This is a genomic window from Chryseobacterium sp. JM1 (assembly GCF_000737715.1).
Lineage (GTDB): Bacteria > Bacteroidota > Bacteroidia > Flavobacteriales > Weeksellaceae > Chryseobacterium.
In genome coordinates this window covers 1-15,353 of record NZ_JPRN01000007.1, presented here as the reverse complement: position 1 = coordinate 15,353, position 15,353 = coordinate 1, and the positions used below count along the sequence as shown (strand labels likewise).

At 38.6% G+C, this 15,353-nt stretch carries 11 protein-coding genes; 9 read left to right on the top strand and 2 right to left on the bottom strand.

The genetic code is table 11. The annotated features are described in order from the left end of the window. The first annotated feature begins 56 nt into the window (after positions 1 to 56). Together IW22_RS13085 and IW22_RS13080 are read left to right on the top strand one after the other, a co-directional pair. On the top strand, positions 57 to 1,091 hold the full coding sequence (locus tag IW22_RS13085) for an NAD(P)/FAD-dependent oxidoreductase (protein WP_034727071.1): 1,035 nt from the start codon (positions 57 to 59) through the stop codon (positions 1,089 to 1,091). Positions 1,092 to 1,139: 48 nt separating this feature from the next. Continuing rightward, a complete protein-coding gene (locus IW22_RS13080) occupies positions 1,140 to 1,394 on the top strand; it encodes a SemiSWEET transporter (protein WP_034727070.1) in 255 nt (84 codons plus the stop codon). Positions 1,395 to 1,451: 57 nt separating this feature from the next. On the opposite strand, the gene IW22_RS13075 is transcribed toward IW22_RS13080, so the two are convergent. Then, a complete protein-coding gene (locus IW22_RS13075; protein WP_034727069.1) occupies positions 1,452 to 1,886 on the bottom strand; it encodes an META domain-containing protein in 435 nt (144 codons plus the stop codon). Between the two features lie 45 nt (positions 1,887 to 1,931). Next, positions 1,932 to 2,324 (bottom strand): hypothetical protein, encoded by a 393-nt coding sequence (locus tag IW22_RS13070; protein WP_034727068.1) that lies wholly within the window; start codon positions 2,322 to 2,324, stop codon positions 1,932 to 1,934. Positions 2,325 to 3,287: 963 nt separating this feature from the next. Here IW22_RS13070 and IW22_RS13065 point away from each other — a divergent pair. The 7 genes from IW22_RS13065 to IW22_RS13035 form a co-directional block, all read left to right on the top strand. Further along, complete coding sequence (locus tag IW22_RS13065) at positions 3,288 to 3,677, top strand: hypothetical protein (protein ID WP_034727066.1); 390 nt, start codon at positions 3,288 to 3,290, stop codon at positions 3,675 to 3,677. Between the two features lie 151 nt (positions 3,678 to 3,828). Continuing rightward, positions 3,829 to 4,911, top strand: a complete 1,083-nt coding sequence (locus tag IW22_RS13060; protein WP_034727410.1) for an efflux RND transporter periplasmic adaptor subunit — start codon at positions 3,829 to 3,831, stop codon at positions 4,909 to 4,911. Between the two features lie 22 nt (positions 4,912 to 4,933). Next, positions 4,934 to 8,128, top strand: coding sequence for an efflux RND transporter permease subunit (locus tag IW22_RS13055; protein ID WP_034727065.1), 3,195 nt, complete (start codon positions 4,934 to 4,936; stop codon positions 8,126 to 8,128). Then, the gene (locus IW22_RS13050) at positions 8,115 to 9,557 is read left to right on the top strand and encodes a TolC family protein (protein ID WP_034727064.1); all 1,443 of its coding nucleotides are present in this window, start codon (positions 8,115 to 8,117) and stop codon (positions 9,555 to 9,557) included. Before IW22_RS13055 ends, IW22_RS13050 begins: the two co-directional genes overlap by 14 nt. A 259-nt stretch (positions 9,558 to 9,816) precedes the next feature. Further along, on the top strand, positions 9,817 to 11,451 hold the full coding sequence (locus IW22_RS13045; protein WP_034727063.1) for a T9SS type A sorting domain-containing protein: 1,635 nt from the start codon (positions 9,817 to 9,819) through the stop codon (positions 11,449 to 11,451). Between the two features lie 6 nt (positions 11,452 to 11,457). Then, positions 11,458 to 14,820 carry a hypothetical protein gene (locus tag IW22_RS13040; RefSeq protein WP_034727062.1) on the top strand — a complete coding sequence of 1,121 codons (3,363 nt, stop codon included), beginning with the start codon at positions 11,458 to 11,460 and terminating at the stop codon, positions 14,818 to 14,820. Beyond that, a partial coding sequence (locus IW22_RS13035; RefSeq protein ID WP_034727061.1) for a DUF6443 domain-containing protein occupies positions 14,817 to 15,353 on the top strand: 537 nt, incomplete at its 3' end. The genes IW22_RS13040 and IW22_RS13035, both read left to right, overlap by 4 nt.

Sequence of the window (15,353 nt, the reverse complement as noted above, 5' to 3'; positions counted from 1 at the left end):
GATTTCACTTGATATTTATATAAAACCTGAGTACTTTTACTCAGGTTTTTTTTATTATGAAACATATAGACTATATCATCGTTGGAGACGGATATGCGGGGCTGTTTTTCGCTCATCAGTTAATCAAGCATAACAAATCTTTTGTCCTTTTCTCAGAAGGAAGAAGGAGTGCTTCCCAGGTTTCTGCAGGAATAATCAATCCTGTAGTGCTCAAAAAATTCACGACATTCTGGAAAGCACAGGAACAGATCGACTTTCTTAAAGATACTTTAGCAGAGATAAAATCCTATACCGGGAAAAATTATCTGATCGATTCACCGATCCACAGAATCTTTCATGATGAGAATGAACAGAACCTTTGGGTAAAGAAATCCAAAAGTGAAGAACTTTCCAGCTTTCTTGATGAAAAATTCGATCATTTAGAGGTAGTAAAAAACGACTTTAACACCGGAAAGGTCAATCAGTCTGCCAGACTGAAAGTAAGTGGGTTTTTCATGGATCTATTTGATTTTTTAGAAAAAAATAAATTTCTGGTCAGAGAAAAATTCGATTATGGAAAAGTTGAAACTTCTGAAGGAATTTACAAAGACCTTCAGTTTAAAAATATTATATTCTGTGAAGGAATGGGCGTAAAAGAAAATCCTTTCTTTTCAGATATTGCAGTAGTTCCGAATAAAGGACACCATATCAAAGTAAAACTTTCAGAATCTATTCCGAAAGATATTACTATTAAGAAAAAACATTTCCTGTTCCCGACAGATAACGGACTTCATTTCTACGGCGGAACATACGACAGAGAGCAATTGCATCATCATGTAGACGAATCCGCAGTAGCACAGCTCGTGAACGGTCTGTCTGAAATTTATCCGTATGATTTTGAAGTAGAAGAAGTAAACTTTGGCTTCAGACCAACTGTCAAGGACAGAAGACCCATCATCGGAAGACATGAATCATTCAAAAACCTGTATGTTTTCAATGGCCTGGGAGCAAGAGGAATTCTGAATGGCTGCTATTTCTCTCATAGTCTGTATCAGTTTATTGAAGAGAATATACCGTTACATGAAGAAGTTTCAAGTGACAGATTTAAATAAGCCAAAAACTAGAAGCCAGAATTCATCAGCCAAAAAAAAAATTAAACTATGAATGAAAATATCCTTGGTATCGTAGCCGGAGTACTTACCTCCATTTCCATGATTCCCCAACTGATCAAGGTGATCAAAGAGAAGAATGTGGACGATATTTCTCTGGTCATGCTGTTGGTCCTTATTTCAGGACTTTCGCTTTGGGTATGGTATGGTTTTAAGAAAGACGAATTGCCTATTATTTTGTCAAATGCATTTGCTGTTTTGGTCAATATAAGTCTGCTGGTAAGTTATATGATCTATAAGAAATAAAAAAAGGTGGCTGAGAAATTCAAGCCACCTTTGTATATCGTAAAATTTTAAATTCAATTAAGGCTGAAGAACAAATTTAGCCAAAGGGGCCATTCTCGCCTTGTTTAAGGTCAGTGTATTGCCATTGACAGAATAATTATCCGCAGCAAGCAAAGCTTTTGTGAACAGCTGTTCCGTTTCAAGATCATCACAGGCCATCATCGTAGACATTCCCTGATTAAATTTGATTCTCATCATTTCAGGTTTGATCTCGAAAGTGCCTCCAACGCCATTACAGCCGCCGTTACCTTCATATCTCATACCTTCCGTATTGAGCTTGAAATAAGGATTGCTTTTAGGATTCTTAAGCTTGATGGGCTGTCCGTTCAGTTCCGTAAGTTTCCATGTTTTTCCCATGATATCTGTTGTCGTTTTCTGTGCCGGTGGCGTCTTACATCCCGTAAGAAATACCAGTAAAAAAAGGGCAGATAAATAGTAATACAAATTTTTCATAGTTTATTATTTTGTGTGGGTTGGGTAGTATGTTAAGGCTTCGGATTAATAGGAAGCCATCTTTGTAGATCCGGATCCTTTAGGGTCACGCTTGGCATGAAACAGAACCATATCTACATTTTTTTTCAGTAAAGTAATATTTCCTTTGATATCCGAATACTGATATTCTTCATTACTGGCCGTATATTCAGGAAGAGCATCGCTTTTCTTAAGATCATACGTTTTGCCTTCCAGATGAACAGTTGCTGTGTTTTTTGTGTGGTTGATGGTGACTTCAATTTTTTCCCCGTAATTGTCCGTGAAAATGTCTTTTGAGATCTCATCTTTGTTTTCAGGTGCAGCTTCAGTAAGTGCTTCGGCTTCTTTGCCGGGATGCTTACACGCTGTTGAGGAAAGGACTGCCAGCCCCATAAGAACCGATGTAAATAATTTTTTCATAGTGATAAGTGATTTGAAGGTGTGTCATGAATTGTGATATTAATACTATATAAATTTACAAATATTTTTATTAAATATGTGTTAATTTTACATAAATTAATCTGATATTTCTATCTGTTAAGCTTTACGCCTCCTTTACAGTATTCTTTTATAACCTATAAAAGTAAGTCTGTTCAATAAAGATTTGCTGAGCGGGTAACCGTTGGAATACTGGTTTAAACAGCCGGTTGTAAGAATAAAAAAGTACAGTTTTTTTTCACGTTCTATTTGTTGTTTTAATGTGCTGCAAAAGTATTAAAAATTCTATAATGCTGATACACAGTAAAAAATGATTTAAATCATACCCGTGAAGCTTTATTTTTTTGAGAAGTAATAAAAAAAGAGAACCGAAAAAGTCAGCTCTCTGCAGTGGTCAAATAAGATCTTTAATTGAATGTCGATGCAGAATTAAAGGCCTGCAGAACATATTATGTTTTTCACAATTAAAGTTTTCATGGTTATAGTGGTTGGTTAGTTTTAAAAATAAGTCATAAAAAATTAAATATTCCGGTTATAAATCGTATAAAAGTTTAAAAATAAAACACTTCTATTAAATTGAATAACTGTACCGAATTGTTAATTAATTACTGATAATTTTTCATAAATATACAAATTATTATGATTAATATTAATCAATATTAGATTTTTAAATAATAATTAATTTTCAATTCAAATTTTAAGGTACGTTAACCATTTTTGAAAGTAATTTATTATTACTTAAATTAAATATTACGTTTAAAATTTATAATAAAAATGGATTTTACGTTGTTTATACCTGTAATTGTTAAAATTGAATGACGTTTCACCGTGTTTCATAAGAAAAAAATGTGTGTTTTCTTGCATTCAGCTAATTTAAAGGAGCGTTAAATTTTGTTAATCTATTATGAGGGTATGCATTTCTAAGTGTACATTTGCCACTTCAAAATGAGAAACGTATTAGTATATTTTTTGACCGGCCTTTTTCTGCTCTTCGTAGTAGAAAGCAGACTCGATGTCAAAACACTTCGAAATGACTATTCCGGTCATGTTTCTCATCATTTGCCCAAAAAAGCCAACCGCCTGAACCAGACTTTTGAAAAGCTCTCGGTACAGCAGATGGCAGACAATATTGATAATTCCACTTTAGAGATTGCTGAAGATAGTTTTCAGTTGTCTGATACCATTCAGATGATTGCTGTATTTGCCGGTGTATTCAGTCTTGTCTATATTTTTGGTCTTCGTTCTTCTAAAAGCAGAAAACCCACTATCAATGGTTTTCTTTCGCTGTATTCCAATGTTAAAACATTCATTCTGATCCGTTCTATCAGAATCTAAAAGTTATTTTTCGTGATCGCTTTTCTGTCCGGATTCCGGGCGGGAGATCTACTGCATTGTTTATGCCGGTAATCATGACGATGCAGGAATTCCATTACCGTTTATTCCCATTCAAAACATTAACGAATTTATATTAAACTCTAGAATTATGATCAAAAGAGTTGCCTCAGGCATTGCGATAAGCATCCTTTTATTGACTGTTGGCTGCAGTCAGAAGAAAGAAGAAAAAGAAGAAGCCACAGTATATCCCGTCACCAGCCCTGTCAAAATGGACACGGTAATCAACAAAGAATACGTAGCCCAAATCCAATCTGTGAAAAACATTGAACTCCGTGCACAGGAAAAAGGATTTCTTGAAAAAATTTATGTAGACGAAGGCCAGTATGTACAGGCAGGACAAACCCTGTTTAGAATTATGCCTCAGCTGTACCAGGCTGAATTATTGAAAGCCAAAGCTGAAGTGGAGCAGGCAAGTATTGAACTGAAAAATGCCAGCACACTTGCGAGTAACAACATTGTTTCTAAAAACGAAAGAGCAATGGCTAAAGCAAAGTTAGATGCTGCCAATGCTGAAATGAAACTGGCTCAGATTCATTTATCTTTTACAGATATTAAAGCTCCGTTTTCAGGGGTGATCAACAGAATTCCTTTAAAATTAGGAAGCCTTGTAGACGAAGGAGATTTGCTAACCTCTTTATCAGACAACACCAACGTTTACAGTTATTTTAACGTTTCAGAACCGGAATATTTAACCTATCAGACCCATGTTGCCGACAGAGGAAGCAAGGAGGTATCTTTGATTATGGCTAATGGAGAAATGCTTCCTCAGAAAGGAGAAATCCAGACCATAGAAGGAGAATTCGACAACGAAACAGGAAATATTGCCTTCAGAGCAAAATTCCCGAATCCGGATAAGCTCCTTAGAAACGGGGAAACCGGAAAAGTACAGATGACGATGCCTGTACATAATGCGTTGATCATTCCACAGAAAGCGACGTATGAAATTCAGGATCAGAAATATGTATTCATCATCGATAAAAATGGAAAAGCAAAATCCAGAAACATAAAAGTAGCTTACGAACTGCCCGATCTTTATGTGGTAGGATCAGGGCTTGCCGAGGGAGATAAAATCCTTTTAGAAGGGGTACAGAAGGTAAAAGATGACCAGAAAATACAGTCCAAATTCCAGGATCCTAAAAAAGTTCTTCAGTCATTGAAACTAAAAGCAGAGTAGTCTACTCGTAAAACGAAGCAGTATGTTTAAGAAATTCATCCGCAGACCTGTTCTGTCTATCGTGATCTCACTGATCATCGTATTTATGGGAGTTCTGTCGCTGGTAAAACTTCCAGTGACCCAGTTTCCCTCCATTTCACCCCCAAAAGTAAATATCACCGCAGAATATCCGGGAGCCAACAACGAACTATTGATTAAATCGGTAGTTATTCCCCTCGAAAGAGGACTGAACGGAGTTCCGGGTATGAAATATATGACGTCCGATGCCGGTAATGACGGGGAAGCATCCATTCAGATCGTATTTGATCTTGGAACAGATCCCAATGTAGCCGCAGTAAACGTTCAAAACCGTGTATCTTCCGTGGTCAACAAACTTCCGCCGCTTGTAGTGCGTGAAGGGGTAAAAATTACCCGTGAAGAACCCAACATGTTGATGTACATTAACCTGTACAGTGACGATCCCAAAGCTGACCAGAAATTCCTTTTCAACTATGCTGATATCAACGTGATGTCCGAATTGAGAAGGGTAAGTGGAGTAGGTTTCGCAGATATCCTCGGAACCCGTGAATATGCAATGCGTATCTGGCTTAAACCGGACAGACTTACCGCTTACAATATTTCCGCAGACGAAGTAATGGAGTCCCTGAACCAGCAGAGTTTGGAAGCTTCTCCGGGTAAAACGGGAGAAAGTTCAGGAAAACGTTCCCAGTCTTTCGAATATATTCTGAAATATTCCGGACGTTTCAACAATGAAAAAGATTATGGAAATATTATCCTGAAAGCAAAACCGGGAGGAGAATTTGTAAGATTAAAAGATGTAGCGGATATAGAATTCGGTTCTTCCATGTATGATATCTATTCTACACTGAACGGAAAACCTTCTGCCGCGATTACAGTAAAACAGTCTTACGGTTCCAATGCAAGTGACGTTATCAAAAATGTGAAAACTTTGATGAAAGATCTTGAGAAAAATAACTTTCCGAAAGGAATGCACTATGACATCAGTTATGACGTTTCAAGATTCCTGGATGCATCCATGGAAAAGGTAATTCATACCTTATTTGAAGCCTTTATTCTGGTAGCCATTGTGGTATTCCTGTTCCTTGGAGACTGGCGTTCGACCTTAATTCCGGCGCTGGCGGTTCCTGTTTCACTGGTTGGAACATTTGCAGTCATGTCCGCATTTGGAATTACGCTGAACATGATCTCACTATTTGCATTGGTAATGGCCATCGGGGTCGTCGTCGATGATGCGATTGTGGTGATTGAAGCTGTCCATGCCAAGATGGAAGAAAAAGGACTCTCACCTTTAAAAGCTACGGAAGAAGCGATGCATGAAATCAGTGGGGCGATTATCGCGATCACTTTGGTAATGGCATCCGTATTTATTCCGATTGCATTTATGTCAGGTCCGGTTGGGGTATTTTACCGTCAGTTTTCCATTACGATGGCTTCAGCGATCATCCTTTCAGGGGTTGTAGCTTTGACACTGACTCCGGCTTTATGTGCTTTGATCTTAAGAAATCACCACGGAAAAGCTAAAAAGAAAACACCGATTACTATTTTCTTAGATAAATTCAACAATTTATTCACGAAAGGAGCAGGAAGATATGAGAAAATGCTTAACAAAACAGTTAAGAAAAAATCCATTACACTTCCTTTATTACTGGCATTCTGTGCCTGTACATTCTTCTTAAGCAACTCACTTCCTTCAGGATTTATTCCGGCGGAAGATCAGGGGATGATTTATGCGATTATCCAGACACCTCCGGGATCTACTCTGGAAAGAACGAATCAGATTGCGAAAGAATTATTAAGAGAATCTGAAGATATCGATGGGGTACAGTCCGTTTCTTCACTGGCTGGTTATGAAATCCTGACAGAAGGTACGGGATCCAACTCTGGAACGTGTCTGATCAACCTTAAAAGTTGGGAAGAACGTAAGGAATCTGCCGCAGAAATCATTGAAAAGCTCGAGGAAAAAGCCAAGAATATTCCTGGTGCTAACATAGAATTCTTCCAGCCGCCTTCCATTCCGGGTTATGGTGCTGCAGGAGGTTTCGAACTCCGTTTGCTGGATAAAGCAGGAAGTGGAGATTACCATAAAATGGAGCAGGTAAGTAATGATTTTGTTAAAGAACTGAAGAAACGCCCTGAACTTGGGTCTGCATTTACCTTCTATTCTGCAAGTTTCCCTCAGTACATGCTGAAAGTGGATAATGATCTTGCCGAGCAGAAAGGGGTAACGATCCAAAGTGCGATGGATAACCTGTCCACATTGATCGGTTCCAACTATGAGACCAGTTTCATCCGTTTCGACAGACCGTATAAAGTGATTGTACAGGCTGGGCCGCAATACCGTGCACTGCCTACCGATCTGCTGAAATTGTATGTGAAAAATGATAAAGAACAGATGGTTCCGTATTCTGATTTTATGAAAATGCAGAAAGTATATGGATTGTCAGAGATCACAAGACACAATATGTATAACTCCGCAGAAGTAAGTGGTACTCCTGCGCCGGGATACAGTAGTGGACAGGCCATTAAAGCGATTCAGGAAGTTGCTGATAAAACACTTCCGAGAGGTTTCGGTATCGACTGGGCGGGTATCTCTAAAGACGAGGTGAGCAGAGGAAATGAAGCGGTATTTATTTTCTTAGTCTGTCTTGGATTTGTGTATCTGATTCTTGCAGCGCAGTATGAAAGCTTTATCCTGCCGTTGCCGGTGATTTTATCCCTTCCTACAGGTATTTTCGGAGCATTCTTATGCCTGAAATTATTAGGCCTTGAAAACAATATTTACGCTCAGGTGGCGATGGTCATGTTGATTGGTCTGCTGGGTAAAAATGCTGTATTGATCGTCGAATTTGCCGTTCAGAAGAAAGCAGAAGAAGGAATTCCTGTAGCACAGGCAGCTATCGAAGGGGCGGCCATCCGTTTCCGTCCGATCCTGATGACTTCATTTGCCTTCATCGCGGGTCTTATTCCGTTGGTAATGGCCACCGGACCGGGAGCTGTAGGAAACCGAACGATTGGTACGGCAGCAGCAGGAGGAATGCTGATAGGAACTATTTTCGGACTGATGATTATTCCGGGACTGTATTATATTTTCGGAACTATTGCAGAGAAATCGAGGCTGGCAAGATATGAAGAAGAGAATCCTTTAACAGAACAAACTGAACCTTATCAACACGATAACAAACATGAAGATTTATAATAAATATATAGCAGCCATTGCTCTATCGCTTGTACTCACAGGCTGTAGAGCTCCAATGGCCACGGTTATAAAAGATGAAGTAAAAGAAAACCTGCCTCAGAATTTCAATCAGGAAGAGCAGCAGGATGCCAATGCAAACAGTGGTACAACTCCATGGAGACAGTTTTTTACAGATCCGAATCTGGTAAGCTTAATTGAAACTGCTTTAAAAAACAATCAGGAATTACTGATCACGCTTCAGCAGATTGAAATGGCGAAAAGCAGTGTTTTAGCGAAAAAAGGAAAACTAAGCCCAACTGTTTCAGCCGGAATAGGAGCCGGTCTTAAAAAAGCCGGACGTTATACCAGCGAAGGCGCCGGTGATGCCACTACGGAAATAGAACCCGGAAGAGAAATGCCGGATCCGCTGGGGAATTTTGAAGGAGGATTCATGGCGAACTGGGAGATTGATATCTGGAAAAAGCTCAGAACTGAGAAGGAATCAGCTGTTGCTCATTACCTTTCTACAGTTGAGGGTAAAAACTTCGTTCTGTCCAGCCTTGTTGAAGAAGTAGCAGACAATTATTATGAATTGCTGGCTTTGGATAATCAGCTGGATATTATTCAGCAATATATTAAGCTGCAGGAAAGAGCACTGGAAATTTCCAAAATTCAGAAAGAAGCTGCTGCGGCTACGGAGCTGGCTGTGAAGAAATTTGAAGCTGAACTGGCAAAATCCAAAGCTTCGGAATACACGATCCGTCAGAATATTACGGAGAAAGAAAACGAGATCAATGCGCTTCTGGGAAGATATCCGCAACCTATTGTAAGGGCTAAGGAAAGCTTTATGTCTACGATGCCACAGACTGTGTATACGGGAATACCGTCTCAGTTACTGGCTAACCGTCCGGATATCAAACAGGCTGAACTTGAATTGAAAGCGGCAAAACTGGATGTACAGGCTGCGAGAAAAGAGTTTTATCCGTCACTGGAGATCTCTGCAACGTTAGGGCTGGAAGCTTTTAAACCTTCTTATTTGGTTAAAATGCCGGAATCCATCGCTTATAATCTGGCTGGAGAATTAGCAGGACCTCTGATTAATAAAAGCGCCATCAAAGCGAACTTCCAGACCGCGGATGCGAGACAGATCCAGTCGTTATACGAGTATGACAAAACGATTTTGCATGCGTATCTGGATGTGGCTAATCTGATGTCAAAGGTTAAAAATATAGATCAATACTATCAGATGAAGTCGCAGGAAACAAAAGCGCTGGATCAGTCGATTGACATTGCGAACCAATTGTTCAGGAATTCAAGAGCAGATTATCTTGAAGTTCTTCTGAATCAAAGGGATGCGCTGGATGCGAAAATGGAGCTGATCGAAGCCAAACAGCAACAGCTAAGTACCGTTGTAGATATTTACAAAAGTTTAGGCGGTGGCTGGAAATAAGAAATCATAATTCTATCAATAAAAACAGTTAATGTTTTGGGCTGATCCTTTCGGGGGTCGGTCCTTTTTATTTTTATGCGACACGTTCTGTCGTGCTATGGGATTAATTTTGTTCATCAGTTAATTGGTAAAGTGTTAATAATATATCGCTTAATTAAAACTTAGATTAAATCTTAATTCAGGGATTTGGAATGCGTTAAAAAGTGTTAATTTTGCCGCAAAATATACAAGCTAATCTTAAACTAAAAATACACAAAAGATGAAGAAATTCTACTCCGGTGCATTGATCTTGTGCACGCTTCTGGGGCTTTCTGCCCAGGAAGTATTGTGGCAGAAAGACATCAGATCTTCTACACAGAATTTTCTAAGCCAGGTGACCACGACTATTGATCAGCAATATCTTATTTCAGGAAGTTCCCTTCGAGAGCCTCAGGGAACAGGAAAGCAAAACAACGGTTACGATTTCCATTTAATCAAACTGAACCAACAAGGTGAGCAGATCTGGGAAAAATATTTCTCAGGTCAAAACCACGATTATTTGTCAGCCTCCGTAGCCACTCAGGAAGGAGGATTTCTTCTGGCCGGAACTTCCTATTCCGGAAAGGGACTCGATAAAAAAGAAGATTCCAAAGGCGGATCTGATATCTGGCTGATCAGAATCAATGAATTCGGAGATGAGCTTTGGCAGAAAACACTGGGAAGTTCTTCTGATGAGGAAGCACGATCGGTTATCCAAACTACGGATCTTGGATTTTTTGTGGCAGGAAACAGACAAAGTTCCCTTCGAGAGCCTCAGGGAACTAGCGGTTACGGTTCAAAAGATGTTTGGATCTCAAAACTGGATAAAAACGGAAAGGTTCTTTCTGAAACGGTTTTAGGCGGAAAAGGCTTGGATGAAGTGGAGAAAATAATTCCTACCAGAGATGGTGGAGCCTTGTTGGGAATTTACTCGAGAAGTTCCGGGATCCGGGTTTCGGGTTCCACGGATAAATTGTCTTCGGCAACCTCGTATCCCGTATCCCGAACCGGTAAGTCTACGGATAATTTCGGCGAGGGCGACTACTGGATCGTCAAACTCGACAAAACCGGAAAAGTGGAATGGGAAAAGAACTATGGAGGAAAAGGTGATGATCATATCAGAACATTAGCCTTAACATCAGCAGGATATTTAATCGGTGGAGAATCCAGATCTGAAAGGTCAGGAAATAAAACGGTAGGCATTGAGGAAGGAACAGATCTTTGGCTAATTTCTTTAAATGAAATAGGTGATGAAATCTGGCAGAAATCTTTCAATTTCAAGAACCGTGATATTCTGATGGGGATGAGTGTTCTTCATTCAGCAGATGATAAATCTTCAAAAGGAATTCTTTTAGGAGGTTATACGCAGGCAGAAGGAAAAATACAAACAGACGATGAAACGTTTTGGATGCTTTATCTCAACCAAGACGGAAATGAAGCGTGGAGAAAATATGTGAAAGGAGAATCCAGGAAAAAAGAGGAAAGACTTTCAGATATCAAATTAAACAGAGATGGCTCCATCATCCTGGCAGGAACTAGTGCAGAAGAGCTTGGAAAAGAAAACTGGAAGATCGTGAAACTAGGGGACAGCCAGATCAATAAATTAATTGAAAAACAAGACATCAAGATCTATCCGAATCCGGTTTCAGATTATGCTTATGTAGAAATAGGCTTTGACCCTTCGACAGGCTCAGGGCAAGGTTTTAAGGAAGCTGATATTATTCTGTACGATATGGGTGGAAGACAACTTCAGAGCTTGAAGACGAAGAATAAGGTGACGAAGATCAATACGCAGAATCTGATTCAGGGGGCTTATCTGGTGACGATAAAGACAGATACGAATAAGACAGCGAGTGCGAAATTAATTAAGAAATAAACTAAGATGAAAAAAGTTTTTATACTATTATTTATTTATATTTTTTCTACCGGATACAGTCAATCCGGAGTGGGAGATTACAGTACACAGAAAAAAAATATTGTCGCTTTTCCTACTTCCGCGAATGCATATGCAATGGACAAAGTGGGGAAGCTTCCGGTTGATATGTTTAGAGGAAAAGCCAATATCAATATTCCTTTTTATACTGTGAATGTGGATGGGATTAATATTCCTGTTTCCCTGTCATATAATACCGGCGGAATAAAATTAAATGAGGTGGCCAGTACTGCAGGCTTAGGCTGGTCTTTAAATATTCCCGGCAGCATCAACCAGAATATTGTGGATAAAGATGACAAGTATTCTTCAATGTATACTAAAAATGTCAATACGATATTATCCAAACTTGTTGATATAAGTATGCACGAAAATGAGCTCCGACAAGTCGTGGCTGATCATTATGAAGGGGTATATGATACAAGACCCGATATGTTCAATTATTCCCTGCCATTGGGAGGAGGAAGCTTTATTTTTAATAACGATACAGGATATACGATTCCTCATGAGGATCTGTTGATTACCGCTACAAATAACAAAAAGAATATCAAAATTGTAGGCACGGACGGAGCTACCTATTTCTTAAGTACAAAGAACTCTACATTATTAGACTCAGGTGTTCCGGGAAGTACAAGTTCTGGCTCACAAACACTTTATCAGGTTGATAGTATCAGAACTGCAAATAATAAGAGGATTTTATTCGAATATGCAAAATCATACTCCTATGAGGAAAAAAGTATTACTGAAAAAGTAAATATTGATATCACTAAAAACGTTATGACAGATGTAAATCTGCCACCTAATTTACCTGAATATGAAAGGTATACAGGAACAGCAGCCAGTATGGAGAAATTAATTACAAAAATTATTTTTCCCGACGGAACTGTATATTTCAATTATTCTAATGACGGATTGCCTTTTTCTGACGGAACAAGTATAAGAAAAGACCTTTCGGGCAATAATGGTGTGGCGCTGCGTCAGGTTCTTGTGAAAGATAATTATGGAAAGATTATCAAGAATTATCACATGAATTATTCTTATTTTACTTCAAATAACGGTACTGATTTTCAGAATTACAGGCTGAAGCTATTGAACGTTTATGATGACCTGCAGAATAATTATTATAAATTTTATTATAATGAAAGTATTCCCTTTCCTGCCCGTAATTCTAATAATGATGACTATTGGGGATATATTAATTCTACTAATTCCAGTGAAGGCTCATACAATCTTCCCGATCAGGTTTATACAGATTATGTATCCCCAAGTGAAAATGTTTCTGTAAAACCTCAATATACCAGGAATCGTGATACCAATCCGACCTATGCACAGATTGGTATTTTAAATAAAATTGAATATCCAACCGGTGGAAGTAAAAATCTGTATTATGAAAACGCCAGTAAATTTTTCACAAAATCAAATTATCAATGGGGATATCTAGACAATTTTGCCACGGTAATGAGCGAACCTACAGGAACAGGGGGATTCAGTGATGATTTTGGAGATGTAACCCAAACCGTCACTATTCCACAAAGTTTCTTTGATGGAAAAGTAGCTTCTAAGATCAAACTGACATTTGGGAATACCTGTCAAAACAATGTAGATGACGAAACCAGTCAGGTTCATGATACCTCCTGCTATGGGAATGCTATGGTTATGGGGCAGAATTATGGGACTAATGGAAAACCGGCTGTATTTGAACTGTATCCCTCGAATAATGTATTCAACATATCTTTATCCCGACAGGGTAAATGCCAGTGCGGATATGCAATAGATGTAGAGTATGGAAAATATAACACGGTGAATACCAACGTTCCGATTGGAGGGCTTAGAATTAAAAAAATTGAAGATAAAAATGAAAACAGCATTGTAAATGCCTACAATTATAAATACGAAACCTTCGATCCGGCTACCAATACCAATAAAAGCAGCGGCGTTCTGAATATGCCTTTTCAATATACAAGTTTACTGAAAAGATATTCTGAACTTAACAACGAGGGAGCTGAAATATATCCCCCGTATGTTCAAAAATATCTTGTTATTAATAACTCAAGCACCAGTTATAACAGCTATGGTTCTTCAGATGTTATTACTTATAAGCAAGTAACAGAGTATAATGATTTGGGAGAAAGCATCAATATATTTTCAAAGGTCAACACTTCAGACAGTGATAAAATGTACACCCACATTTATTCCAATTATGATGACTGGAAAAATGGATTGCTGGAAAAAAGTATCATCTTAAATAAGCTGGGTGATACTTTGAGAGTTCAAACTAATAAATATGCCTTTAATAATCTAAAAAACCCTAAAGCCGGATTTATTACCGGAGATCCCAACCAAATGGGATTTGCTTTAAATCTGGATATTGTAAAATATCCCAAAAGAATAACGAGTAGTACACATGAGACCATTTATGGCCATATATATTTAGTAAATAAAGAAATTTTAGCGATCAATTCGGGTAAGGTTGAAAATACTGAATCTAAAACGACAGAATATTTCCCTGGAAATAGAGTCGTAGAAACGGTTACCCAATCAGCTTACTACGATACGGATATCAATAAACCTATGAACGTGAAAACCGTAACGGCAAAAACTTCAGACCATATGGTCACAGAAACCACCTACCAATATGCCCATGAAAAAGGCAATCAGTTGATGATCAGTAAGAATATGATAGGACTTCCTCTGGAAACTTCAACAACGCAGAAGATTGGAAATATTACAAAAACGTTGTCGAGAACAGAAACCATTTATCCGAAAACCGTTGCTGAAATTACAAACAACAGCGCTTCTCTGGTGCTTCCTTTATCATCTGTTTCCTATGACCTTCAAAACAATGCACCATCTACCGAAGCTACTTATGACAGATATGATTCCAAAGGAAACATACAGCAATACACTACAAAAGCCGGAATTTCTACGACTGTAATCTGGGGTTACAGTAAAACCCAGCCCATTGCTAAAATTGAAGGCGCGAAACTATCAGATATCAGCCAGTCATTAATTGATAACATCGTCAATGCCTCAGACAATGATGCGCAGTTGGGTACAGAGGCTTCCGAACAATCATTGGTTGCAGCTTTAGATCTGTTTAGAAACAATTCTGCATTATCAGGATATCAGATCAGTACGTATACTTACAATCCATTAATTGGTGTAACCAGCATCACTCCACCGTCCGGAATGAGAGAAATTTACACCTACGACACTGCAAACCGACTGAAAGAAGTAAAACAGCTGGATAAAAATGGTGGATACAGAATCGCGAAAGAATACCAATATAACTATAAAAACTACACACAACCATGAAAAAAATAATCATTCCCATCGGGGCTTTGCTGATGGCTCATTCCGTGAATGCCCAGCTTACCCAGGGAGAAAACTATGTGTATTCTAAATCCTATCTTGATTATAATGCAGGCGGCCAACCGACAAAAACTTCAGAAACCGTTCAGTATATAGATGGTCTTGGAAGACCTAAACAGGTGGTGAACATAAAAGCTTCTCCTTTGGGAAGAGACGTTGTTACCCATATTGAATACGATCAGTACGGAAGGCAGACCAAAGATTACTTACCTGTTCCACAATCAGGAACCGTGAATGGAGCAATAGTGTCAACACCATTAGCGAATGCAACCCAACCCGATATTTACGGCTCAGAAAAGATTTTTTCAGAGAAAATACTGGAAAATTCTCCATTAGATAGAATTTTGGAACAGAAGCAAGTAGGAAATGCCTGGAACACCCAACCTGTTAAATTTGAATATGGTGTTAATATAGGAAACGATGTCTTTCAATTCGTGACCACCACTATTTGGGAAAATAATGCTACAAAATCCAAT